Annotated in this window: 27 protein-coding genes; 4 read left to right on the forward strand and 23 right to left on the reverse strand. The window is 50.1% G+C overall.

Translation table 11 applies throughout. The annotated features are described in order from the left end of the window. Positions 1-3: 3 nt before the first annotated feature. The 19 genes from rlmH to SOI44_RS06260 form a co-directional block, all read right to left on the reverse strand. Complete coding sequence (gene rlmH / locus SOI44_RS06170) at positions 4-480, reverse strand: 23S rRNA (pseudouridine(1915)-N(3))-methyltransferase RlmH (protein ID WP_331348349.1); 477 nt, start codon at positions 478-480, stop codon at positions 4-6. After that, positions 477-1,508 (reverse strand): S1C family serine protease, encoded by a 1,032-nt coding sequence (locus tag SOI44_RS06175; protein WP_331348350.1) that lies wholly within the window; start codon positions 1,506-1,508, stop codon positions 477-479. Before SOI44_RS06175 ends, rlmH begins: the two co-directional genes overlap by 4 nt. Beyond that, positions 1,420-2,253: an MBL fold metallo-hydrolase gene (locus tag SOI44_RS06180; RefSeq protein WP_331348351.1), complete on the reverse strand. Its 834-nt coding sequence runs from the start codon at positions 2,251-2,253 to the stop codon at positions 1,420-1,422. Before SOI44_RS06180 ends, SOI44_RS06175 begins: the two co-directional genes overlap by 89 nt. Next, positions 2,243-3,766, reverse strand: coding sequence for a M23 family metallopeptidase (locus SOI44_RS06185; protein WP_331348352.1), 1,524 nt, complete (start codon positions 3,764-3,766; stop codon positions 2,243-2,245). The genes SOI44_RS06180 and SOI44_RS06185 overlap by 11 nt, the downstream gene beginning before the upstream one ends. After that, positions 3,763-5,133, reverse strand: a complete 1,371-nt coding sequence (gene dnaB / locus SOI44_RS06190) for a replicative DNA helicase (protein WP_331348353.1) — start codon at positions 5,131-5,133, stop codon at positions 3,763-3,765. The genes SOI44_RS06185 and dnaB overlap by 4 nt, the downstream gene beginning before the upstream one ends. Next, positions 5,133-5,582, reverse strand: a complete 450-nt coding sequence (rplI, locus tag SOI44_RS06195) for a 50S ribosomal protein L9 (protein WP_331348354.1) — start codon at positions 5,580-5,582, stop codon at positions 5,133-5,135. The genes dnaB and rplI overlap by 1 nt, the downstream gene beginning before the upstream one ends. Beyond that, entirely contained in the window at positions 5,566-7,539 is a 1,974-nt protein-coding gene (locus SOI44_RS06200; protein WP_331348355.1) for a DHH family phosphoesterase, read from the reverse strand. The genes rplI and SOI44_RS06200 overlap by 17 nt, the downstream gene beginning before the upstream one ends. Next, the gene (locus SOI44_RS06205; RefSeq protein ID WP_331348356.1) at positions 7,536-8,468 is read right to left on the reverse strand and encodes a DUF2232 domain-containing protein; all 933 of its coding nucleotides are present in this window, start codon (positions 8,466-8,468) and stop codon (positions 7,536-7,538) included. Before SOI44_RS06205 ends, SOI44_RS06200 begins: the two co-directional genes overlap by 4 nt. A 91-nt stretch (positions 8,469-8,559) precedes the next feature. Further along, positions 8,560-9,270 (reverse strand): DUF554 domain-containing protein, encoded by a 711-nt coding sequence (locus SOI44_RS06210; RefSeq protein ID WP_331348357.1) that lies wholly within the window; start codon positions 9,268-9,270, stop codon positions 8,560-8,562. A gap of 58 nt (positions 9,271-9,328) precedes the next feature. Beyond that, positions 9,329-9,559, reverse strand: coding sequence for a 30S ribosomal protein S18 (gene rpsR / locus SOI44_RS06215; protein WP_108774378.1), 231 nt, complete (start codon positions 9,557-9,559; stop codon positions 9,329-9,331). 13 nt (positions 9,560-9,572) lie between these two features. Next, complete coding sequence (ssb, locus tag SOI44_RS06220) at positions 9,573-10,082, reverse strand: single-stranded DNA-binding protein (protein WP_331348358.1); 510 nt, start codon at positions 10,080-10,082, stop codon at positions 9,573-9,575. After that, the gene (gene rpsF, locus SOI44_RS06225) at positions 10,082-10,381 is read right to left on the reverse strand and encodes a 30S ribosomal protein S6 (RefSeq protein ID WP_331348359.1); all 300 of its coding nucleotides are present in this window, start codon (positions 10,379-10,381) and stop codon (positions 10,082-10,084) included. The genes ssb and rpsF overlap by 1 nt, the downstream gene beginning before the upstream one ends. A 104-nt stretch (positions 10,382-10,485) precedes the next feature. Further along, positions 10,486-10,971, reverse strand: coding sequence for an Lrp/AsnC family transcriptional regulator (locus SOI44_RS06230; RefSeq protein ID WP_331348360.1), 486 nt, complete (start codon positions 10,969-10,971; stop codon positions 10,486-10,488). Continuing rightward, positions 10,971-12,149, reverse strand: a complete 1,179-nt coding sequence (locus SOI44_RS06235) for a pyridoxal phosphate-dependent aminotransferase (protein WP_331348361.1) — start codon at positions 12,147-12,149, stop codon at positions 10,971-10,973. Before SOI44_RS06235 ends, SOI44_RS06230 begins: the two co-directional genes overlap by 1 nt. Before the next feature lie 9 nt (positions 12,150-12,158). Further along, positions 12,159-14,141 (reverse strand): excinuclease ABC subunit UvrB, encoded by a 1,983-nt coding sequence (uvrB, locus tag SOI44_RS06240; RefSeq protein ID WP_331348362.1) that lies wholly within the window; start codon positions 14,139-14,141, stop codon positions 12,159-12,161. Continuing rightward, positions 14,134-15,729: a S41 family peptidase gene (locus SOI44_RS06245; protein WP_331348363.1), complete on the reverse strand. Its 1,596-nt coding sequence runs from the start codon at positions 15,727-15,729 to the stop codon at positions 14,134-14,136. The genes uvrB and SOI44_RS06245 overlap by 8 nt, the downstream gene beginning before the upstream one ends. A gap of 41 nt (positions 15,730-15,770) precedes the next feature. After that, positions 15,771-16,667 (reverse strand): permease-like cell division protein FtsX, encoded by an 897-nt coding sequence (ftsX, locus tag SOI44_RS06250; RefSeq protein WP_331348364.1) that lies wholly within the window; start codon positions 16,665-16,667, stop codon positions 15,771-15,773. Next, positions 16,657-17,349, reverse strand: coding sequence for a cell division ATP-binding protein FtsE (gene ftsE, locus SOI44_RS06255; RefSeq protein ID WP_331348365.1), 693 nt, complete (start codon positions 17,347-17,349; stop codon positions 16,657-16,659). The genes ftsX and ftsE overlap by 11 nt, the downstream gene beginning before the upstream one ends. A gap of 39 nt (positions 17,350-17,388) precedes the next feature. Further along, positions 17,389-18,243, reverse strand: a complete 855-nt coding sequence (locus SOI44_RS06260; protein ID WP_331348366.1) for a YitT family protein — start codon at positions 18,241-18,243, stop codon at positions 17,389-17,391. A gap of 47 nt (positions 18,244-18,290) precedes the next feature. Between SOI44_RS06260 and SOI44_RS06265 the strand changes: the two genes are divergently transcribed. After that, positions 18,291-18,746: a VanZ family protein gene (locus tag SOI44_RS06265; RefSeq protein WP_331348367.1), complete on the forward strand. Its 456-nt coding sequence runs from the start codon at positions 18,291-18,293 to the stop codon at positions 18,744-18,746. Here the strand turns inward: SOI44_RS06265 and ybaK are convergent. From ybaK to SOI44_RS06285, 4 genes are all read right to left on the reverse strand, one after another. Beyond that, complete coding sequence (gene ybaK / locus SOI44_RS06270; RefSeq protein WP_331348368.1) at positions 18,733-19,215, reverse strand: Cys-tRNA(Pro) deacylase; 483 nt, start codon at positions 19,213-19,215, stop codon at positions 18,733-18,735. The genes SOI44_RS06265 and ybaK overlap by 14 nt on opposite strands. Positions 19,216-19,244: 29 nt before the next feature. Then, complete coding sequence (locus SOI44_RS06275; RefSeq protein WP_331348369.1) at positions 19,245-20,036, reverse strand: ABC transporter ATP-binding protein; 792 nt, start codon at positions 20,034-20,036, stop codon at positions 19,245-19,247. Positions 20,037-20,039: 3 nt separating this feature from the next. Then, on the reverse strand, positions 20,040-20,936 hold the full coding sequence (locus tag SOI44_RS06280; RefSeq protein ID WP_331348370.1) for an ABC transporter permease: 897 nt from the start codon (positions 20,934-20,936) through the stop codon (positions 20,040-20,042). A gap of 90 nt (positions 20,937-21,026) precedes the next feature. Next, positions 21,027-22,082: an ABC transporter substrate-binding protein gene (locus SOI44_RS06285; RefSeq protein ID WP_331348371.1), complete on the reverse strand. Its 1,056-nt coding sequence runs from the start codon at positions 22,080-22,082 to the stop codon at positions 21,027-21,029. A 448-nt stretch (positions 22,083-22,530) separates the two neighbouring features. On the opposite strand from SOI44_RS06285, the gene SOI44_RS06290 reads away from it, so the two are divergent. Genes SOI44_RS06290 through deoD form a run of 3 tightly spaced genes read left to right on the forward strand, consistent with a single transcriptional unit; the run spans position 22,531 to position 25,004 of the window. Beyond that, entirely contained in the window at positions 22,531-23,202 is a 672-nt protein-coding gene (locus tag SOI44_RS06290; protein ID WP_331348372.1) for a class II aldolase/adducin family protein, read from the forward strand. Between the two features lie 4 nt (positions 23,203-23,206). Then, positions 23,207-24,262 carry an S-methyl-5-thioribose-1-phosphate isomerase gene (gene mtnA, locus SOI44_RS06295; protein WP_331348373.1) on the forward strand — a complete coding sequence of 352 codons (1,056 nt, stop codon included), beginning with the start codon at positions 23,207-23,209 and terminating at the stop codon, positions 24,260-24,262. Between the two features lie 13 nt (positions 24,263-24,275). After that, positions 24,276-25,004 (forward strand): purine-nucleoside phosphorylase, encoded by a 729-nt coding sequence (gene deoD / locus SOI44_RS06300; protein ID WP_331348374.1) that lies wholly within the window; start codon positions 24,276-24,278, stop codon positions 25,002-25,004. The last annotated feature ends 279 nt before the right edge of the window (positions 25,005-25,283 follow it).

Here is a 25,283-nt window from a genome sequence, read left to right on the forward strand (position 1 = left end):
TAATTATTTATGATACGGTTCGTGATGCAGAATCCGAAAACACCGATAGATCTGTTCCAGAGTAAGAATCCGGCAGATCTGATGGGGAAAGGTATTGGCTGAAATCTTCCAGCGGTAATCACTGCGGGCAATGACGTCCTTTGAAAGTCCCAGTGATCCTCCGATCACAAAATCAATTTTGCTGTGTCCACTTGTATACAGCTTGTCCAGATAGTCTGCCATCTGTGGCGATGTCCACTCTTTGCCAGCCAGATCCAACAGAATCACATATTCATCGGGATGGATCTGTTTGAGCAGGCGTTCCCCTTCTTTCTGCTTGACCATCTCATTTTCCGCATCGCTGTTGGTTTCCGGGGCCTTTTCATCCGCCACTTCCACAAGCTCGATCTTTTCATACGGCCGGATGCGTTTGACATACTCCTGTATGGCATCTTTCATCCACGCTTCCTTCATCTTCCCACAGGCAATAATCCGTATCATTCGGCAATCACACTCACATCCATCTGACTGCCATCACGAATAATTGTCAAAGAAAGTTCCTGGCCGCTCTCACAGTCATACAGAACAGAGCGCAGCTCCTTGAGATTGTCGGTACTTGTGCCATTGACCTGAAGGATGATGTCATTTGTCTTCAAAATGTCCTGGGCACTGCCGCCGACACTGTTGACAAGAATTCCCTTGGAGGCATCCAGATTCAATCCTCTTTCACTCTTCTGATACTGGCGCAGTCCTGACAGATTGACACCGGTAATGGGCAGAGAACCTCTTGTCACACTGCCGTCTTTCACAATCTCATCATAGGCTTTCTGCACATCCGAAACACCAATGGCATAGCTGCGGTTATTATCCCCGTTTTCCACACTGTCCAGCATGATGCCAAGCAGGGCACCGCCGCCATCACACAAAGGGCCGCCGATGGCAGAATTGGCCAGCCGGATATCCGTTTCAATCAGCTGAGCCCGCCACAAGGTGGAAGAACTGACACGGCCCATGCCGGCATCCGAAGCGGTGCCAAAGGCAACACCCATCCGGCCGGTGTCCAGATTGCGCCCGGAAAGCGAGCTGACATATTCACCTGCCGATACACCATCGGAATCCCCTTTGGTAAAGACCGTTACCGAGAAGGAAACAGGCACTTTGATGACGGCAATACCGGTGCCATCATCCCTGCCGATCACCGTTCCGTCAATTTCTGCGCCTGAATCAAAATAAACCGAAGCGGCATCATTGTCATTGACGATACTTTTACTTGTAACAATGTAGGCATTGCCCTCATCCGAACCAAAGATCACACCGGATCCTCTTGTTGAGGAAACTACCTGCACAACCGAAGCGCGCACATTGGAAACCATGGCAGAAAGATCAGATGTATAGTCAGTCAGTGTATATTCACTTTGTTCCTGGGTGGTATCCTTCTTTTCAGATGCTGTCTTTCGGGTCAAAGCATAGGTCAGTCCCGCATTCCATGCCAACAGCACGATACACAGTGCCATAATCCATTTCTTCATCCGTATTCCCCCTGGTCAGTATCTCAAACTGACCGGCAGCCGCCACAACCAGATGATGGTTCAGGTCATGGTGATGTGCCAGCAGCAGGCTGCTGGTCACATCCAGTGCTTTTTCTCTTGTATTGCCTTCCTGTGACAGATGGGCCAGAAAGATTGTCTTAGTATTCTTTGTGACAATCGCATCCAGCACCGCTGCACAGTCCTCATTGCAAAGGTGTCCTTCATCCGAATAGATGCGGGCTTTGACATACTGCGGCCTTCTTGTATGCATTAACATGCCCACATCATGATTGCTTTCCATTATGACAGTATCCGCACCCTTCATCAAGGTGAAATACCGCTCGGAAACGTATCCTGTATCCGTCACATACACAAGCTTTTCACTGCCGTTTTCAAAGATATAGCCGGTTGTATGCGGGGCATCATGGCTCAGGGCAATCGGCGTGATCTTCAGTGTTTCAATCACAAACGGCTTCATCGCCTGCACATGCAGCGTCTCAATATCCGGAATTTCAACCGGTGAATAGATCGTATGATCCGCAAAGTGACGGATCTGTGAGACATGATCCGCATGATCATGCGTAATCAATACCGCATCAATCTCATCCGGCTCTACACCTACCTTTGCCAGAGACGAAAACAGATATTTCTTTGTCGAGCCGCAGTCAATCAGAATGCATGTGGTACCATCCCGCACCACACAGGCATTGCCCTTGGAACCACTGGCCAAAAGATCAATTCTCATATGCATACCCCGTACAATCCAGATAGCCGTCACACGGATTGTGTGCATTGTCCGGTTCCTGGATACCAATATAAAAGCTTAATGCCGGTGCTGTGGCATTACCGCTGGTACCGATCTGACCGATCACATCCCCGCGCAGAACAGTCCTGCCGACCTCAAGAGAAGATGCCTCATTGAGGTGGCCATAGTAGGAATACAGGCCATTGCCATGATTGATGATCAGATAATTGCCGCCAAAGGGATCATAGCCATTGGCTTCCACGATACCGGCATCCACTGCTTTGACATCACCATAGCGGTTGTATACGTTGATGATATCCAGTGCTTCATGGCCGCTGTAATCTTCCCAGCCGCAGGCAATCGCCGCATTGTCAACAGGCCAGATGAAAGTACCTGTGCCCAGCTGGCCGGCCTCGCCCGGTGCCACTGCCACAACCTCATCCACAGCCTGCTTGTCATCATGAGAAGAGACAAAGGCTCCCTTGCTCAATACGCCATTGGTCCATGTCTCCTGATACAGCACACTGCGTATACCGCTGACACCTTCCTGCAGGATTTTCCTTGTGCCGGGTGCCACCGTTTCATCCTCAATATAATGGGTCGCAAACGGAATCTCTTCCTTGACCAGCCGTGGCTTTGTCACCGTCACACTCAAAGCTGAAGTAAAATACGTCACATTCAGCTGCTGTCCTGCCAGAAGAAACTGATGCACATTGGAAATGGTATCGGTATTGAGCATCATTACCTGTCTTGCCGAAAGGCCCTGATTCTTCATGCCAACACCGGCCAGAGTGTCTCCGTCTTCCACGGTATAATAGGACTTCTTTGTGTCAGGTCCGTATTCCAGCCAGTTCAGCACATCATCGCTGCTGGCCATCACTTCCTCTACCGGTGCAGATGCCCTGGCATAAGAAATCTTTTGTCCAAGCGAAATACCAGTCGTCTGCTCACCTGGTGCAGAGAGTTCCGGCTGACTCTCTCCGTTTTCCAATCTGTCCAGATCCTCTGCACTGACAAACAGCTGCAGATAAGAGCGCAGTGCCTGGTCAAACACATCCTGGTTTTTTACATAGATCTTTCCAGCCGTGCCTTCATCATCACGCATCGTCACCATGACAGCACCAATCGAAAACAGATGATTCTGCTTCAGATAGGAAAAGATATCCTCATCCTCATTTGCATAGGAAAAGTAGGATTGTTCCCGGGCAAGATACACATCCTGTCCCAGCGCCAATGCCGTATCCGGGAAGGGCGCTGCATAATCCTGCGCATATTCCTCTTTCAGAAAATGATCCAGCTTTTCCTTAGAGGAAACAACACCGATCCGCTTTGCGCCATCATAGAGCACATACTTTGTGGAAGGGTGCAGATGAATGGCCGTGACAGCCTGTGAAAAAAGACCAGTGGAGGTCAGATTCACATTTGTGCCAATCGATGGCGACAAAAAAGACGTAACCATCACAATGGCAATGGCTCCCAATAGACAGGCTGTCACAGACCAGAAGCGTTTCATGATTCTTCAGGCTCCGTCTGGCCGCTGATATTGAACAAGGCATTGGTATTGGCCTGGAAGGCAAGCATGATCTTGCGGGTGGCACCATTTCTGTGCTTGGCAATATTGATCTCCAGCTGCTCACTGTTATTCTTCTCAGCCTCTTCCTTGGCTGCCTCATTGTAATAAGAATCACGGTACAGCATCATGACCACGTCCGCATCCTGCTCAATAGCACCGGATTCACGCAGGTCAGAAAGCATCGGCCGCTTGTTTTCACGCTGCTCAACTGTACGGCTCAGCTGTGACAAAGCAATGACCGGCACCTGCAGCTCACGGGCCACATTCTTAAGGCCACGGGAAATATCAGATACTTCCTGCTGTCTGTTTTCACCAGAATTGCGTCTGTCTCCGGTAATCAGCTGGATATAGTCGATCATGATCAAAGACAGGCCGCCCTTGTGCTCCGCCTGCAGTCTTCTTGCCTTGGAGGCAATATCCGCCACCTTGGTCATCGGATTATCGTCGATGTATATATGGGCTGAGCGCAGCTCCCCGGCTGCCTCATTGACCCGGTTCCAGTCATCATCACTCAGCTGGCCGGTTTTCAGATTATCTGCTTTGATGCCGCTTTTGGCACTGAGCATACGCATGCCAAGTGACTCTGCACCCATTTCCAAAGAAAACAGGGCCACGGCTGCATCGGGCTGATACATCGCCACATTCATGGCGACATTGAGTGCCACGGCTGTTTTACCCATGGAAGGACGGGCCGCAATGATGATCAGATCACCGCGCTGAAAACCATGCAGAGTATTATCCAATGCCTCAAAGCCGGTCTTCATGCCGGTCACGTTGCTGTGTGCCTCAGCCATCTTATGGATATTGGCCAGCACATCATTCATGACGACCTGAGAAGACTTGAACTCACCGGCTCTGCGGTTATGGGATACTTCCATAATCTGCTTTTCCGCTGCATCCAGGTAATCATCCACATTGGTCTGGCCATCCATGCCATCCTCGGCAATCTTAGCCGCAGTTTCAATCATGCGGCGCATCAAAGCCTTGTCTTTGATCAGATTGATGTAGTTTTTGGTGTTATAGCTTGTAACAGAGGCATCCACCAGCTCTGTCAGATAACCGATGCCGCCGCTTTTTTCCAGCAGATTCTGATCAGACAGACGGGTTGATACCGTTGCCAGATCAATCGGACTGCCTTCCTGATACAGCTGACTGGCCGCAATGAAAATATTCCGATTGGCTTCCAGGAAAAAATCATCTCCTGACAGCCCCTCTTCCATTGCCAGTCTGGCCGCATTGGGATAGACCATCATGGTGCCAAGCAGACTCGCCTCTGCTTCCGGCGCCGATGGCAGCACTTTTGCCATTATTCTTCACTCCCGAACAGATGGACACTGATCGTACCGATCACACCCTTGTAAAGCTCCACTCTGACCTTGGTCACGCCAAGGGAAGAAATCGGATACGTATCCAGGATCTTATGCTTATCAATACTGATGCCCTGACGGCGCAGCTGTTCCACAATCTGCTTGGTAGAAACAGAACCGAACACTCTGCCTTCCTTGCCTGCCTTCACCTGAAAGCGCAGCTCCATCTTTTCCAGCTTCTTTGCGATTTCTTCAGCCTCAGCCTTCTTCTGTGCCGCGAGCTCTGCTTCCTTTTCCTGCTGCTCATGCAGCACTTCCATACTATGAGAAGTCTGCGGCACAGCCAGTCCCCTTGCAATCAGAAAGTTTCTGGCATAGCCATCGGCGACTTCCACAATCTCGCCTCTTTTTCCAACTTTCTTTACATCCTGCTTAAGAATTACCTTCATCGTCACTTTCCTCCTCTTTCTCATACTGTCCCAGCGCCATTTCCAGCTCTTTTTCAAGCGCGGCAACCGAAGTTCCCTTGCGCTGGACAGCCGCAGCGGTCATATGGCCGCCGCCATTCATCGCTTCCATAATTACCTGTACATTGATTTTGCCATTGCTGCGGGCAGAAATACATGTTTCACCATGATCATCATCCGCAATCACAAACGCTGCCTGCACACCCTGAATCTCCATCAGGGAATCGGCCGCCTGGCTCATCAATGAACGGGTCACTTCCTGACCATCATATGCTGCAATCAGGATACCCGGTTCATACTGCTTTGCACAGGCAATCACACTGCTCTTCAAAGCAAACTCACTGTAGGTATCTTTGAGCCATTCATTGGCAAGCTGGGGATCCGCACCATATTTGCGCAGTGCACTGGCGGCATCGAAAGTTCTTGATCCGGTCCGCACATGCCAGTGATCGGTATCAATCGTCATGCCTGTTAACATGAATGTCGCATCCAGCTCGGACAGATCCGTCTTGGTAGACACATACGGAATCATCTCCGTCACCAGCTCACTGGCACTGGAAGCACCGGCTTCAATATAAACAAGCACCGGCTTGACACCCATGTCAGTAGAACGGCGGTGGTGGTCAATGACCACAACCTTTTTGGCCGCAGCCTCTACCTTGGCACCATTGGATTGGGATACGTTGTGATGATCGGTCATGATCACCAATGTATCGCTGCGCAGCTGGTTCAGTGCTTCTGACTCCGTCACAAAGCTGACTTCCTCACTCAGTTCCTTCTTATGCGCCATCATGGCTGCCCCAAGCTTTTCCTCAATGCCGCCGGTTTTGGCAATGATGCATACCGGTTTGCGCAAAGCCTGCACCATGCGGCTTAATGCCAGCGCACTTCCCATGCAGTCAAAGTCCGCATTCTTGTGGCAGGCAATGATGACATTGGACGCATTCATGATCAATCCGCGCAGGGTATTGCTCATAACACGCACCCGTACACGGCTGCGCTTCTCAGCGGCCTCACTGGAGCCGCCATAATACTTCACTTCCCCGCCGCTGGACTGTACGGCGACCTGATCGCCGCCTCTTGTCTGGGCCAGATCCATCAATGTGGAGGTCATGTTGTCCAGCTCTTCAAAATCACCTGTCCCACGGGCAAAGGCCATGGACAAGGTAATGGAAACTTCCTGTTTCTGAGCGGCCCTGCGCACTTTGGCAAGCACGCTGAAATGATCGCCGGCTACTTCCTGGAAGATCTTCTCATTTAACACAAGCAGATAGCGGCTGTTGGTAATCCGCTTCATCAGAATGCCATGGCTCTGGCAGTATTCCATCAGTGGTGTGCGTACTGCTACATTGATGTTGGCTGCCTCGGCTTCATCCGCAAACTGAATGCTTTCATCATAGTTGTCAAAGCAGGCCATGCCAATGACAACCTGTTCCTGCTCACACCGTGTCTTATATGTTGTCAGATCCGTAATATCACGGAAGAACATGATCGGTGCATCTTCCTTGCGCCGGATCTCATACACCCGCTGATCCAGCACAACCGTGCATGTATCCTGATCCCCGGAAAGAAGATTTCCAACTTCCGGCACCCATGCCGTCAGTCTGTCTCCTACCCGGTCAATGCCGCGCTGCTGGAAAAGATCACTCATCCAGGTAATCCGGTACTGGTCATCATAAATGACCAGACCCATGCCGCCGGTCAGAAAAGCTTCCTGGGAACTGGAGCCAAGGATGGAGCGCACACCGGAAGACTGTTCTTCATAGATATCTTCAAAGCGGTCAAAGACATAATAGATGAAGGCACATTCCAGAATCAGGATAATCAGTGCCCCCAGCACATTTTCTTTTAACAGTAAGGCAAACAGCAGCAGGATGCCTGCCTGAATGGCCAGCACGATGGCCATCATCCGCTTCAGCTGCAGCAGTTTATCCCTCATGCGTTATTCCTCCCCGCCAGCATGCTCTGATGCATATCCGTCGATACATAGACAAAGCCAAACACAGCCCCCAGCATGCCCATCATCATCACCAGAAGAAAGATTGGTAAAACAATCCATCTGGAAATACGGGGATTGCGTGATCTTGCCCATACGGTTAAGCCAATGATGGCAAACAGATTCAGATAGTAATACCCGGCTAAGCCAAGGCCGATGCACATGGCCTGTACGGTATTGTTCATTCCCGTACTGCGCATGGCATAGAAATATGCCAGTACACCAACAAGTGCCACATAGCCAGTCCACTTGGGCGGATAGTAATCACGCAGCGGTGTGGATGGCGGCAGCGGATAGCGCATTCGTTTTAACATGATTCTGGAAAGCATGTGGGTCACAAAGCCTTCCAGCATGCCGGACAATACCGCCGCAAGCACAAAGATCTCGGTGGCCAGGCTGTCAATGTTCATGATGCCGTCAAAGGAAACGCCCATCTGGCTGGAAAACTGGTTGAAGACATCTTTGATCTCAGTAAGGGAACCAGCCATGTCATAGCCGAAGAAGGATGAAAACACAACCATGGATAAGGTGTCTGCGATGGCGCCTAATGCCATTGTCCGGATCAGCAGCCGGCTGGTGCTTGTGCCTCGTTTGATGCCATCGCCATAGACCATGCCAATGAAGGATTCCGAAGCCATGTAAAACAGTGCCTGCGGTGATCCCAGCACAATGCAGAGAATGCAGATGGCGGCCAGGACTGCCCAGCTGTCTTTCATGCCATAACGGGCACTGTAGAATACCATCGGCAGAGGCAGCAGAAAGACTGCCGTGCCTTCAAAGAAGCCGCCGGTCCAGCGGTCAATGAGAATAAGTACGCCAAGGATGGCTGTCATCATGGCGCCGTCTGTCAGTTTTCTAACGTTATGATTCATATTGATTCAATTCCAGAAGCCAGGATTCATTATCCCTCTGGCTGTCAGTTATTATAGCACGGCTGAATAGAAGCCCTTACATCAATGCGCATTACGGCCACAATGCCGCCACAAGGATCGCCGGCAAAAGATTTGCGACCCGGATTTTGCTGTCAAAAACAAGATTCAGGCCAACGCAGAAGATCAACACCGAGCCAACATAGGAGATATTCGCCAGGGCTGCAGTGGTAATGAGAGGTGCAATCAGCTTTGCCAGCAGGGTCACACTGCCCTGTAAGATCACAACCGGAATAAAGGAGAACAGGCACCCTTTGCCAAGGGAAGCCGACATGACCATGACAATGATCAGGTCCAGAACAGCTTTGGCAAACAGCACCGAATGATTGCCATCGATGCCATCCGCAATGGCACCGACAATGGCCATGGCACCAATGCATACGGTCAAAGAAGCACTGACAAAACCCTCAATGAAATGGCTGTCAGAGCCATTGCCGGTCTTATTCTGCAGATAGACGCCAAACCGGTGCATCCAGCCATCCAGATCCAGCAGTTCTCCCACAACTGTCCCAATGGCAAGAGAACCGATCATCATCATCATGGTTCCCTGGGTATCCACTGCTCCATCTTTGATGGTGAGCATCTTGCTCATGACACCGCCGATACCAATGAAAAGTACTGCCACCCCATTGGCCTTCAGCAGTGTTTCCTGCATCCGTTCCGGTATCTTTTTGCCAAACACCATGCCGATGATACCGCCGGCAATGATGGCCAAAGCATTGATCAAAGTACCAAGTCCTGCCATATGTCTTCTCCTTCTTCAGAAAACAAAAAACCTTGATTTCTCAAGGCTTTTCAAATCATTAGTCCTCTACGTAAGGCAGCAGGGCCATCTGACGTGCACGCTTGATTGCGACAGCCAGCTGGCGCTGATACTTGGCGCGGGTTCCTGTTACACGGCGCGGTGTAATCTTGCCGTTGGAAGAGATGAATCTCTTCAGGAGCTCAACATCCTTGTAATCAATATACTTGATGTTATTCTTTGTGAAATAACATACCTTTCTGCGGCCCATTCTCTGCTTTCTGAATGCCATTATGCTTTCTCCTTTAGAATGGCAGATCATCACTGGAAATCACCAGTGAATCCCCGTTCTTGAAATCATCACCGGCGGCAGAATCATTCTGCTTTGCCGGCTCATTGTAGGACGGCTGTGCATTATTGCTATAGCTGTTGTTATAGCCTCCATAAGACGGAGCACTGTTCTGCTGGTAGGAACCGGCAGCCTCACGGCTCTTCCTGCTCTCCAGCAGCTGCACATTGTCACAGACAACTTCGGTCACATAGACCTTCTTGCCATCCTTGTCATCATAGTTTCTGGTCTGAATGCGGCCCTCAACGCCAATCAGATTTCCTTTTCTGGCATAAGAGCCAAGGAAATCAGCGCTCTGGCGCCATGCAACGCACGAAATAAAGTCTGCACTCTGCTGGCCATTGTTGTCGCGGGACATCCGTCTGTCAACCGCTACCGTAAACTGGGCAACGGAAAGACCGGACGTTGTCTTGCGGACTTCCACATCTTTGGTCAGTCTGCCAACCAGAACCACCCGGTTAATCATTACTTGGCCTCCGCGGCAATGTCGCGTGTGATCAGGTAACGAACGACATTCGGGTTAATGCGCATCAGACGGTCAAATTCTTTCACGCAGGCATTGTCAGCTTCAAAAGCGGAAACGACATAGTAACCCTTTGTCATATCATCAATACGGTATGCGAAATCGCGCATGCCCCACTCATCTGTCTTGTTGACCTTGCCGCCCTGATTTGTGATGATCTTGTTCAGATCAGCGATCAGTGCAGATCTCTTGTCTTCCTCTACAGATGCATTGATGATGTACATGACTTCATACTTTTTCATTGTGTACACCTCCTTCTGGACTAAACGGCCATTTCTGGCAAGGAGCGGAAAACCCACTCGCCGGAATATATTACCATTCAAGCGTGGGCATGTCCACTGTTTTTTCAGGAGATCTGAATGCGGTCGTCGCCCTCTTCTTCAAACTCCATGGCAATGCCATCCACCTTGTACTTCTTCAGCAGGAAACATGTCACGGTCGACTGTACGCCATCGATCGGTGCCAGTCTCTGCCCGACAAATTCTGCGACCTGGCGCATCGTCCGGTTGGTAACCATGACCAGAAATTCACTCTTGCCTGAAACAAGATACAAATCTGTCACTTCCGGCAGACGGGCAATCTTCTCGGCAATGCGGTCATAGCCCCTGCCCCGCTCCGGCTTGGCAGCCACCTCAATGATAGCTTCGGTCCTTTCCTCATCTGTCTTGTCCCAGTTGATGACCGTATGATACCCGCAGATCACCTTTTCCTTCTCCAGGCGTGCCTTTTCACTGGCAACATCCTCTGGTTTCTCATTGAGAATATCGGCCAGATCCGTCAGCGAAGCAGCCGGATCATTCTCAAGACAATGCAGCAGCTGTAATGTATCCATCAGTTTGTCCTCTCTTTCCTGTGATCTTCTAAAAAGCTGGCAATGCGCTTCATTGCCTCCTGCAGATGGCGCAGGCTGTATGCATACGAGATACGTGCATATCCCTCACCGCATGCACCAAATGCTGTACCCGGAATAATCGCTACCTTCTGTTCCTTCAGCAGTTTCTCACAGAATTCCTCTGAACTCATGCCGGAGGAAGAAATATCCGGGAATACATAGAAGGCACCTTCCGGCTCAAACGTCTTCAGACCCATCTCATTCAGTTTGCGCACACAGTACTGACGGCGCCGGTCATATTCATTGTGCATGGCCTGCACTTCATCATCACAGTCAAACAAAGCTGTCAAAGCCGCATTCTGTGAAGTGGTCGGCGCACACATGATGCATGACTGATGAATCTTGGTCATCACACTGATCAATGGTTTCGGCCCGCAGGCATATCCCAGTCTCCATCCAGTCATACTCCAGGTCTTGGAGAAACCATTGACATAGATCGTTCTTTCCTGCATGCCCGGAATATGAGCAATCGACTCATGCTTTGTCCCATAGGTCAGCTCCGAATAAATCTCATCGGCCAGCACAATCACATCCGTATCCTTCAATACATCCGCAATTGCCACCAGATCCTCATGGCGCAGCACTGCACCGGTTGGATTATTCGGATAGGACAGCACCAGCAGCTTGGTGCGCGGTGTCAGCGCTGCCTTGATCTGCTCAGCACTTACCCGAAACGAATTTTCTACGGTTGTCTGAATGTGCACCGGTACGCCGCCTGTCAATGTGGTAATCGGCTCATAGGACACATAGCACGGTTCCGGAATGATCACCTCATCCCCCGGGGCAACCAATGCCCGGATCGCCAGGTCAATGGCCTCCGATCCACCAACCGTAATCAGAAAATCCTCAGCCGGGTAATGCAGGTCATAGTGTGATGCCAGCCACTGGCTCAATCCTTCCCGCAGCTCTTTCAAACCGGCATTGGACGTGTACTTGGTATGGCCCGCCTCCAGAGAGTCAATGGCAGCTGCCCGGATCCCCCATGGGGTTGGGAAATCAGGCTCACCGACCCCAAGAGACATACAGTCCGGCATGTCCGCAGCCAGATCAAAGAACTTGCGGATGCCGCTGGGCCGCATATTCTTTGCCTTGCCGCAGATAATCTTATCGTAATCCATCCTCACTTCTCACTCCTCTGCTTTTATCTCAAACAGCATATCACGAAGCTCGGCTGCCCGCTCAAAATCAAGCGACCTGGCAGCCTCCTTCATCTCTTTCTGAAGATCCGCAATCATCGTCTTGCGGTCCTTCTTGCTCACCTTGGCATGATGAGACAGATACTTGTTCGCCATCTCCTTGGTCTCCACACCGCGGATAGCCTCACTGATCGGCTTTTTGACGGTATGAGGCACAATGCCATGGGCCTTGTTGTACGCTTCCTGAATGGAACGGCGCCGGTTGGTCTCATTGATGGCTTCCGACATCGATTCCGTCACCACATCCGCATACATGATCACTTCGCCGTTTTCATTGCGGGCCGCACGTCCAATCGTCTGGATCAAAGAACGCTTCGAACGCAGGAAGCCTTCCTTGTCCGCATCCAGGATGCACACAAGCGAAACCTCCGGGATATCCAGACCTTCACGCAGCAGGTTGATGCCGACAACCACATCAATCTTGCCAAGCCGCAATTGCCGGATGGTCTCGGTACGCTCCAATGTCTTTGTCTCATGGTGCAGATAGGCAACCTTATAGTTGCGCTCTTTGAGATAGGATGTCAGATCCTCTGCCATGCGCACTGTCAATGTGGTGATCAGAACACGCTCATTGCGCTGGATGCGCTTGTCCAGTTCCAGGCAGATATCATCCACCTGCCCATGGGTTGGCCGTACAGAAATCTTAGGATCCAGAAGACCAGTCGGGCGGATAATCTGCTCAACAACCTGATTGTTCGTCTCAGCAAGCTCATAATCACCCGGGGTAGCCGAGCAGTAAATAACCTGGGGACGGATCTTTTCAAACTCATCAAAGCGCATCGGCCTGTTTTCCAGAGCACTGGGCAGCCGGAATCCATATTCCACAAGTGTTTCCTTGCGCTGGCGGTCACCATTGTACATGCCGCGGATCTGCGGCAGGGACACATGGCTCTCATCCACAAACATCATATAGTCATCCGGAAAGTAATCAAACAGGTTCCATGGTCTCTGACCCGGCTTTCTGCCATCGATATGCATCGAATAGTTCTCAATGCCTGAGCAGTATCCATTCTCCCGCAGTGCTTCCAGATCAAACCGGGTGCGCTGTTCCAGACGCTCCTTCTCCAGCATCTTTCCTTTTGCATCAAAGTATTTCAGGCGTTCTTCCAGTTCCTCTTCAATCTCATCACAGGCCCGTAACATCTGTGCCTTGGAACGGGCATAGCCGCTGGCCGGGAAGATATTATAGAAGGAATAGGCTTTCTGGATATGGCCGGTCAAAGGATCAATCTCGGTAATGCGGTCAATCTCATCCCCGAACATCTCAATGCGGATGCAGAACTGATCTGTCCATGAAGGAGTCAGATCAATCGTATCCCCGCGTACCCGCATCGTACCTCTGGCCTGCTCTACATCATTGCGGGTATACTGCAGCTCCACCAGCTTGCGCAGCAATGCATCACGCGGATAAGACTCCCCTACCCGGATGGTCATAAACATGTCCTTGTACTGCTTAGGATCAGATGCCGCATAGATGCAGGCAACCGATGCCACCACAATCGTATCGTGTCTCTCTAACAGCGAATTCAGAGCAGACTCACGGAACATATCCAGCTCATCATTGACCGAAGCTGTCTTTTCAATATACATATCGGTCTTAGGCATATACGCTTCCGGCTGATAGTAATCAAAGTTTGAAACAAAGAATTCCACCCGGTTATGGGGAAACAGTTCCTTGAACTCACCATACAGTTGTCCTGCCAGGGTCTTGTTATGGGAAAACACAAGGGTAGGCCTGTCCATACGTTCAATGATATTGGCCATTGTGAAGGTCTTGCCGGTACCGGTGGCACCTTCCAACACCTGCTCCATCTTGCCTTCTTTCAAACCCTCACACAATGCATCAATGGCCTCGGGCTGATCCCCGGTCGGCTTGAATGGTGAAACAAGCTCAAAATGATGGGAATTATCCATGCAGTGCCTCCTTTGCCGCAGCCAGCTGCGTGTCATGGGCCGTGCTTGTCGCCCAGTCATAGGTTACTTCAGACAGGGTATTCATATAGCCCGTGTAGTCAATGACATCACTTTGTGCCATGTTATGATCCTTTTCAAAAGCATGCCATGCCGTCAGTGTATCCGCAGAGAAATAGCCATCGGTACGGCCAGGATCATAGCCAAAGTACACAAGCACTTTCTGTACTGCCTTGACAACATCTGAGACAGAATCCACGCCATAGCTGTCACCATCATTCATGGATGGATAGGTCATGGTCAAAGCTTCATCCAGATCCACATCCTGATCCGGTGTGATGCCAACCCCGTTGATCCAGGTGCCATTGGGAGACAGCCAGCGGCTGTTGGTATACTTCAAAGCAGAACCATCGGAGAACTCTGTGGTTGTCTGCACCGTGCCCTTGCCATAGGTTGTCTTGCCAATGATGGTTACATCATCACGGTTCTGCTTCAAAGCAAGCGTGCATACTTCCGCAGCTGATGCCGTGCCGCTGTCCACCAGAATCACAATGTTATGGATCTGACCATACTTACCCTTGTCAGCCGTAATGGAAGTGGAACTGCCATCAGTGAATTCCTGCTGCATGATGACATCTCCCTCATCCAGGAAGAACGATGCCAGTGCCTGCACAGAGTTCAGATAGCCGCCGCCATTGCCGCGCAGATCCAGAATCATTGACACATTGTCTTTATCGCCAATCAAAGCATCCAGATCACTCTTGACATCCTGCGCCGTCGAATCACCAAACTGATACAGCTGCAGATACAGCGTACTGTCATCCAGCATCTTTGCATAGGCAGTAGCGGATACAGCTCCGCGGGTGATCGTAATATCCTGGCTCTGTCCATCCCGGACAATGCCAAGCACAACCTGACTGCCTTCTTCTCCCTGAATAGCTTCCTTGATCGTGGAACTGTCTGAACCTGTCATACTTTTGCCATCCACCGAGACAATGATATCGCCAGCCTGTAAGCCCGCCTGTTCCGCCGGGGAGCCATTGAACACCTTGGTAACCATGGCCTGGGAAGAGTACATGATGAACTGGGCACCAATGCCGACATAGTTGCGGTTGATGGACTGCACAAAGTCAGCCTCTTCTTCCTTGGACATGTATTCCGTGTGGGTATCCTCATCATTATCTGTCATGCCCTTGATGGCCTGATCGGTTAACCGATCATCCAGATCCGAGATATCCTTGCCAAAATACCAGGAGTTCTCCATGATATCCCGCACTTCATCTACCTTATTTTTAGAAGAAAGATGGAAGGCACTCTGGATCATATAGCGCAGGCTTACCGTCTTGGGTAAAGGCAGTAAGGAGCCGCCCAGCCAGCCGCCCGCAAGAAATACCACGCTCAAGATAATGCAGAGCTTCTTTAACTTCTTTGTCTTCTTCTTTTCTTTCTTTAAAGCAGCTTCATCCGGCCACAGATGCCGCTTCAAAGGAATTGTCACAACCAGATCATCCTGCTCCTTCTTCCCAGCATCCACCGGTGTACTTTCTGCCTTTTTTTCCTCTATATCTTTGTTATCCTGATTTTCACTCATGCAATTTCCTCATATCCGAAAAAACCCGGATGTACCGGGTCTTATCGTTTCCATTTCAAATAGCGCGTCACGGACAGATAGGAGCCGATCAGACCAACCAGAATGCCAATGACAAGCAGCACCACGGACAGGTACAGCGTAAATGGCATCGGCGGAACCAGATGGAACATATTCGAGATCAGATAGCCGCCGGTCAGCTTCCATGCATAGCGGTATCCCCAGATTGTCAAAGCAATCGGAATCAGAGCACCGATGGCACCAATGATGATGCCTTCGACCACAAACGGAGAACGAATGAAACGATTGGTTGCACCGACATTGCGCTCAATCGTGATCTCATCCTGACGGGCATAGATGGTCAGCTTGATCGTATTCTGAATCAGGAAGATCGCCAGAACGGTCAAAGCCACAACCAGAATCGTACCGCCCTTGCGGACCGTATTCATGGCCGAAACCATGTTCATGGTGGAAGAACCGCCATAGTTGACACTGGCAACACCATCCATCGCTTTGATCTTATCTGCAGTGGTGGCAATATCATCACCATCCATCACTTCCACATAGAAGGCATCATGCATCGGGTTATCCGAAACAAGGGATTCAACAGCCTTCTTTGTCTCTTCATCATCAAACTGATCAATATAATACTGCAGCTCTTCATCCTTGGAAGAAAAGCGCACCGACTTGATGCCATCTAAAGCCTCAATCTGGCTCTTGAGAGCATCCTCATCAGCCTGGGATTCATGGTCCCAGTCAATCATGACCGAGATTTCCATGCCCTGTTCCACATTGGTCGTAAACTGGCGCACATTGACCATGAACAGCATAAACAGGGAAATAATAATCAAAGTAATGGTAACCGCAATGGAGCTGGACAGCGCCATTGCCCAGTGTCTGCCTACACCGCGGACACCTTCTTTAATCGGTCTACTGATCATGCTGGACATAGCCTCCTTCCGCAAGATCGGCCACAATATGGCCATGTTCCAGAACAACCGTACGTCTTCTGTACTTGTTCACAATCGTCAGATCATGGGTCACCATCATCACCGTTGTGCCATATTCCTCATGAATCTTCTCAAGCAGCTCCATGATCTCTTCACTCTTGGCCGGATCCAGATTGCCGGTCGGCTCATCTGCGATCAGTACTTTCGGACGGTTGGCAATCGCACGGGCAATGGCAACACGCTGCTGCTGGCCGCCGGAAAGCTCACGCGGAAACGCATTGGCCTTCTCACTTAAACCAACCACTTCCAATACCTCTGCCACTCTTTTTTTAATCATCTTCTTTTTCAGATTGATGACCTCAAGCGCATAGGCAACATTCTCTGCCACCGTCTTCTGCGGCAGCAGCTTGTAATCTTGGAACACAACGCCGATATTACGGCGGTAAATCGGCACCTGACGGTTCTTCAGATGGCCGACATCAATGCCGACAACCTTGACTGTACCCTTGGTCGGCACAATCTCACCATCCAGGATACGGATCAATGTCGATTTTCCTGATCCAGTCGGACCAATGACATAGATGAACTCTCCCTGGGCAATGGAGAGATTGATATCATACAGGGCATTGGTGCCGTTTTTATATCTTTTATATACATGTGAACACTCAATCATACAAACCTCCGGTGATGCTTAGGTATTCTACCATAACAGCTACATTCTGGCGGAAGGAGATGGGAATGTAAAGCCTTCTCCGTGCATATCACTCGCATCTGTCGTTATGATAAAGGCGCGCTTATCCACCTCATGCACAATCTGCAGCAGACGGCTGTACTGCCGCTGCGACACAACACATAACAGCACCGGCCGCTCTTTTCCCGAATATCCACCCTGGGCCTGCAGGATCGTCGCCCCGCGCTCCAGCTCACTGCGGATGCGCGCATTGATCGTCTGCCACTGATCTGAAATAATCTGCACGCTCTTGGAACTGTTCTGGCCGGCATAGAGAACCCGGTTGATCGCAAACGAAGACGCAAACACCGACAACAATCCGATCAAAGCCGCCGAAAGATCATAGGCAATCACACCCAGCAGTACCGTACAGCCATCCAGAATCATTGCCATCGTACCGATCTTCTGATGAAACACCTTGGCCAGAATCATCGTGGGAATATCCACGCCGCCGGTAGAAGCACCCGTGCTCATGACAATGCCGACACCAATGCCGCCTAAAAGTCCTGCATACAGTGAGGCAATGGCCGGAGAGATATCCAGCGGCACCACGAAGTGGGCAAGAATCGTTGTAAAGACCGGATAGCTGATGGATGACAGCACCGAATCCAGAATGAACTTTCTGCCCAATGTGAACCGTCCCAGGATCAAAAAAGCCAGGGTCAGAACATTGGCGAAGATTGTCTCATCCAGATGGAAGAATGGCTCCAGGGCAACCGCAATGCCTGCCACACCGCCGGAAAGAATACTGAAAGGAAGAATGAACTCCTCCACCGACAGGGCAAGCAGAAAAGTGCCCAGAAGAATTCTGACAATTTCATTGATCTTTTTTGCCATGGCTTCCATTATAGCATGATGACAAAGACTCTGATATCATGGCAGGGATGAAAACAAAAGCAGACAAGACAAAAGATTACAGGTGGATGTGGATCATTGTCGGCATCTACCTGTTTCTGGTATGGCATAACTCCATGGAGACAGGCACTGCCTCAGGCTCTTTATCCAAAACCATCACTCTGGCCATTCTGCCATGGGTAGAAAAAACCGGTTTCATAGTCCCCTTTGATACCCTGCATTTCTATGTGCGCAAACTGGCCCATTTCTCAGAATACTTTGTGCTGGCACTGTTAGTTTATCCCGCCGGCAGATTCAACCACAAAAGCTGGCCAAAGTGGGTACTCTGGCCAGCTTCCAGCATGATTGACGAATCCATTCAGCATTTTGTCCCAGGCCGCTATGGCTGTATCCGGGATGTATGCATCGATATGGCCGGCTACATCACCGGCATCTTCATCGCCTATCTCATCCGTCTGATCATCAACGATCTTAAGCGCGGCTGATATCCGCGGTGATGCCATCGGTAATCCGGATCAGATCAGCCGGGGCAATCTCAACCTGCGTGCCGATCCTGCCACCCGATACAAGCACCGTATCAAACAGCACAATCGTCTCATCATAGACGGTTGTGTATTTTTTCTTCATGCCGATCGGTGAACAGCCGCCCCGGATATAACCCGTTGTCTTCAACAGATCCTTGACATGGATCATCTCCACACTTTTGACACCGACACTGCGCGCACATGCCTTCAGATCCAGCTCGTTTTCCACCGGCACCACAAAGACATAAAAGTTCTTATCATTACCCTGGGTCACCAGGGTCTTGAACACCTGTTCGGGATCCTCACCGCACTTTTTAGCCACGGCAAGACCGTCGATGTGGCCGTCCGACGTATCATACGTATGCAGGACATAATTGACATGTTCACTGTCAAGCAGCCGCATTGCATTTGTTTTCGCTTCTTTTGCCATACTGCCTCCCGGTACAACATTGTACTCGCTTACGACAAAAGAATCCTGTCATTGTCCAGATCTTCCCCGGCATCCTGATGGAACTTGGCCAGCAGATCCTCCACGGTAAGATTGGATTTATCATGAATATCCGAGACAATGCGGCCATCCTTCATCATCAGAATCCGGTTGCCGGTTGTCAATGCCTGGTGCATGTTATGGGTTACCATCAGGCATGTCGTATGATTCTTTTTCACAATGGCATTGGTCAATGCCATGATCTTTTCCGCCGCAGCCGGATCCAGAGCAGCCGTATGCTCATCCAGCAGTAACAGCTTGGGCGGCACAATCGTAGCCATCAGTAAGGTCAAAGCCTGCCGCTGCCCGCCTGACAACGTGCCAACCGGCACATTCATGCGGTCTTCCAGACCCATATCCAGCTTCTTCAGTGCTTCCCGGAACTTCTCACGATCATCCTTGGAAATATGGGAGAACGGATTGGTATGCGTCCCCGCCCGCAGATAAGCAAGGGCAAGATTTTCTTCAATCGTCATGTGCGGGGCGGTTCCCTTTAAAGGATCCTGAAACAGCCGGCCGATATACCTGGCCCGCTTGTACTCCGGTACATAGGCAATGTTTTTGCCATCGAGCATGATCTTTCCTGAATCAATCCTGTACGTGCCGGAAATAGCCTGAAACAGGGTGGACTTGCCGGCCCCATTGGAGCCAAGCACGGTCACAAAGTCACCGTCATTGATCTTCAGGCTGACATCCACAAGTGCCTTTTTCTCATTCACCGTTCCCGGTGCAAATGTCTTACTGACATGTTCCAGCTCCAGCATAGATCAACCCTCCCGGTGTGCCTTTGCCCGATAGGCAAATGCTTCTTTGACAGTCGGCGCACCGATGGCAATAGCCACGATGATGGCCGTCATCAGTTTCAATGATTCCACCGGAATCAGACCGGTGCGCAGAATGATGGCATAGATAAAACGATAGATGATATTGCCGACCAGCACGGCAATGATATTCCTGGTCAAAGACTTCTGACCATGGATCACGGTTTCACCAATGATCAGACAGGCCAGGCCGATGACAACAATACTGTTGCCGGAGTTGACATCAGCGGCCCGCTGAAACTGTCCGGCCAGTGCCCCGGAAAGACCGGTCATCATGTTTGCCACAACCAGACCGACCGTAATCGTATAGCGGCTGTCAATAGAAGAAGCAGCGACCATGTCCTTGTTATCACCGGTTGCCCGGATCGAAAGACCTAACCGTGTGTTTAAGAACAGCCGCATCAATATCATGCACAAAGCAACAATGATACCGGAAAGAATCAATGGATACCAGGAACCGCCGATGCCTGTCTTTTTAAATAAGGAAAAGATTGTCTCTTTCTTGAGCAGGGAGATATTGGAGCTCCAGCCCATGGCCATCAGGTTGATGGTATACAGCCCGGTGTTGGTGATGATGCCGGCCAGAATATCCGGTACACCCATGCGGGTATGCAGAAAGGCCGTCACAAAGCCGGCACACCCTCCGGCTAACATTCCCATCACAACACCAATGCAGGGATGCCCCTTGGCCGCAATCGATACTGAGACAGCTGCTCCTAATACAAAGCAGCCATCCGTGGTCAGATCGGCAATGTTCAGAATCCGAAAACTTAAGAACAATGCCAGTGAAACAAGCGCATAGATCGTACCAAGCTCCAGCGCCGTCTGTGCTATGTATACCATAATCCACCTTCTTTACACACATAAGCTCCCGCCATGGCGGGAGCACGGAATCATACATTTTTTCTTGCTTGTATCTAACTTTTTAACTCCTTATTCCTCTGTCGTTGTTACTTCTGTCACATCACCGAACTGGCTGAAGGAACTGTCATCAAAGCCGCCCTTTTCAGCTGTCTCAGAGTTAACTGTTACAATCGTACCCTTGATCACATAGTAGTTGTCAACCTTCTCGGCACCATCGATCGTATCATCTGTCAGAGAATCAAAGCCCTGGCTCATGACCTGATAAGCAAGATCAGCTGTCTTTTTGCCAAGATCTGTATAGTTGACACCACAGGTAGCGAAGGCACCGTTTCTGACAAAGGAGTCAGCACCGACATAGTGAGGAATCTTAGCCTCTGCCAGTGTATCGGCAATGGAGAGTTCTGCACTTGCAACAACGTTGTCAGTTGGTGTAAATACCGCATCTACCTTCTGGGAAACAAGATTGGAAACAGCGGTCTGGATTTCATCGGTTGTATTGCCGGTTGCTTCCACATAAGAGATACCCTTTTTATCCAGATATGCCTTGGCATCTGCAATCGGCTTCTGGCTGTTTGTTTCACTGGTGGAATACAGCAGGCCTACGGTTTTGACATCCGGATTCTGGGCCAGCATCATATCCAGGATGCGGTCCGTATCCAAAGCATCACTTGTGCCGGTCACATTGTCAAAGCCGGTCAGATCTGCACTTTCCGGATCCGAGATTGCGGCAAAGACAACCGGTGTGCCGGAATCCTGGGCAGCAGCAGCCATCGTCTGGGCAGCCAGGGTGGCAATCGGGATGATGCAGTCCACATCATCATTGACAACCTGAGAACCAATTGTTGTTAACTGCGACTGATCATTCTGGCCATCATACACATCGCCATAGTCAATCGTAATGCCTTCCTTTTTGGCAATGGCATCCAGCTCACTCGTAATGGCATTGGCAATCTCATCCAGAGATGCGTGCTGCAGCTGTTTGACAATCGCTACCTTGTACACCTTGCCAGAAGATGAAGTACCCGAAGCAGAAGATGATGAAGCAGATGCTGTGCCGGATGCACCGCATCCTGCCAGAGAAGCCGCCAGAACGGCACTGAGAACCATTGATCCAAACTTTTTCATGTGATTTTTTCCTCCTCTTTCTTCTCTGCATTTCCGGATACCTGTTAAACAAAAAACGTCTGTCCAATGAAGGACAGACGTTATCATCTGCGGTACCACCTTACATGACTATTTCCTGATGAAATAATCCACTCTTAACGAAAATGCAATCACATTTCCTGTCCTGTAACGCTGACACTGCGTACTGAGTACTCACATAAGCTTTCATCAGTCCCTCATGGGTCCATTTGCATACCGCTGACATCACCGGTTTCCATCCTCCCGGCTCTCTGTTGACCGCTTCGTATGTTTGATCTCCCAATCACTGGTTTGTGATTTCAGTTTACTGCAGATCAAAACAATGTCAACACAGAATGTAAAAATTTCTATCTCTTGAAAACTTTTTCGCTGATTTTACTTTTCCAGTCATTGATTGAATTTTCTTCCCGCCCCTTCTACAATGAAAGCTATGAGCACAAATACACTGAACACAAAGATCATTGATCTGATCCTGGAAGCAGGCATCGCCATGGAAAGCCGCCATCTGACCATTGAAACATGGGGCAATATTTCCATGCGTGATCCTGAAACAGGACTGCTTTACATCACCCCTTCCGGCATGCCGTATAACAAACTGGTGCCGGAAGATATCGTCGCATTAAACCCGGATGGTAGTGTATATCAGGGCCGCCGGGTGCCTTCAGTCGAAGCAGGGCTGCATGCAAAAATCTATGCCGGGCGCAAAGATGTCAATGCGATCCTGCATACCCACCCGATCAGCTCCACTGTCTTTGGTGTGCTGCAACAGTCCATTCCGGTTGTGACCGATGAGCTGGCCCAGGCCATCGGCCAGGAAGTCAGATGCGCAGAGTATGCCCTGCCGGGATCCAAAGAGCTGGCCGATAACTGTGCCAAAGCACTTGGCAAAGGCCAGGCGGTACTTTTAGCCAACCACGGAGCCGTCTGCGTGGGTAAGGATCTCAAGGAATGCTTTAAAGTGGCAGAAGTACTGGAGACAAGTGCAGAGATTTATTACAAAGCACTGACGATTGGCAAGCCATGCATCATTCCGCAGGACAAGGTGGACTGGATGCGTGATTTTGCCGTGAACAAATATGGAAAGCAGAACAGAGAGGAATAACGATATGCAGGAAAGACTGGATGTCATCCGTCTGGCGGATGATGAAAAAAGTGTCATTATCCTGGATCAGACCAAACTGCCCAATCATGAGGAGTATCTGAGCCTGGATGATGCAGAAAGCATGTGGAATGCAATCAAGCTGCTGCAGGTAAGAGGTGCCCCGGCCATTGGTGTCTTTGCCGGCTATGCCCTGGCTGTACTGGCTGGGCAGATCGCAGATCTGCCGCGCAAAGAGTTTTTGGAAATGCTGCAGAAACAGGCAGACTATCTCAACTCGGCAAGACCGACCGCAGTCAATCTGTCATGGGCATTGAACCGGCAGATGCATAAAGCTGAAAAGTGTCAGGAAAATGACTGCCATGAGATTGCCCGCACTTTGATCAAAGAGGCAAAGCGCATCGATGCTGAAAACCTCGAGATGAACCGGAAGATTGCCGAATATGGCGTCACCCTGATCAAGGATGGCGATGGCATTCTGACCCATTGCAATGCCGGATATCTGGCATGTCTTGGCTATGGCACTGCCACAGCTCCGATGTACATGGCCCAGGAAAAAGGCATGCACATCCATGTGTATTCTGATGAAACAAGACCATTGCTGCAGGGAGCCAGACTGACCTCGTTTGAGCTGGCAAAAAGCGGCGTGCCTGTTACTTCCATCTGTGACAACATGGCCTCCCTTGTCATGAAGGAAGGCAAGATTCAGGCTGTCATGGTAGGCTGTGACCGCATCGCTGCCAATGGTGACTTTGCCAACAAGATCGGCACCTCCGGGGTTGCCATCCTGGCAAAGTATTACCACATCCCATTCTATACACTGGGTCCTTCCAGCACGATTGATTTCAATACAAAGACCGGCAGCGACATCCATATCGAGCAAAGAGATCCGGATGAGATCCGCTCCATGTGGTACAAGGAGCCGATGATCCTCAAGGAAGTTGACTGCTACAACCCTTCCTTTGATGTCACGGACCACAGTCTGTTAACCGCGATTGTGACCGAGCGGGGCATTGTCTATCCGCCGTTTGAAGAGAATCTGAAAAAACTGTTCCAGAAATAAAAGGAGAATGAAAATGGCAAACAAAGAATCTATTTCCGCAAGTATTGTTCAGAAGGCAGAAATTGCCAAGGTCGTATTGATGCCTGGTGATCCGCTCCGTGCCAAGGCAGTCGCCGACAAGTACATGTCTGATGTTGTTTTGTTCAATGACACCAGAAACATGCTGGGCTTCACCGGCACTTACAAAGGCAAGAGAATCTCTGTCATGGGACATGGCATGGGTGTTCCTTCCATCGGTATCTATACTCAGGAACTCTACAGCCAGTTCGGTGTCGAAGCCATCATCCGCATCGGTTCTGCCGGCGGTCTGGATATGTCCGTCAATGCCCGTGATGTCGTCATTGCCGAAGCAGCTTCCACCAACTCCAACTATGGCAATGCCTATGGCATCCCCGGCCAGCTCGCTGCCTGTGCAGACTTTGACATGCTGGAAAAGGCAGTCAATGTTGCCAGAGAAAAGAACGTCAATGCCAGAGTCGGCAAAGTCTATACATCTGACTTTTTCTATTACCCGCAGCAGGGCCTGAATGAAAAGCTCAGAGACTTCGGCCATCTGTGCGTTGAGATGGAAACAGCAGGCCTGTATTGGACCGCATGTGCCAACCACAAGAGAGCACTGTCCATCCTCTCCATCTCTGACCATCTGTTCAAGCCGGTTGCCCTCACAGCCGAAGAAAGACAGAACAGCTTCACAGATATGATGGAGATTGCCCTGGATACAGCAACAGCCTTTGCAGACTGACACAACACAAACCAGGAAAAATGCAAACCAAAATACCGGAATGCCAGAACAGGTGTCCCGGTTTTTATGAACTGTAATTATCATATTTCCAGAGGAAAACACACAATATATACAAAAAAAAACGCTTATGCCATGAAAATAGATTGTATCCGAAAATTCTGTGGGCTAACATCTCAAGTTTTGAAGTAAAACGGCAAATAATCAGGTGAATACTGACGATTTGCCGTTTTCTCTGTGTAGTGAATTATCCCTTATTCAAGGCAGTTGAAAATTAATATT

Source organism: Lactimicrobium sp. (assembly GCF_036453465.1).
In the GTDB taxonomy this organism is placed as follows: Bacteria; Bacillota_I; Bacilli_A; order Erysipelotrichales; family Erysipelotrichaceae; genus Bulleidia.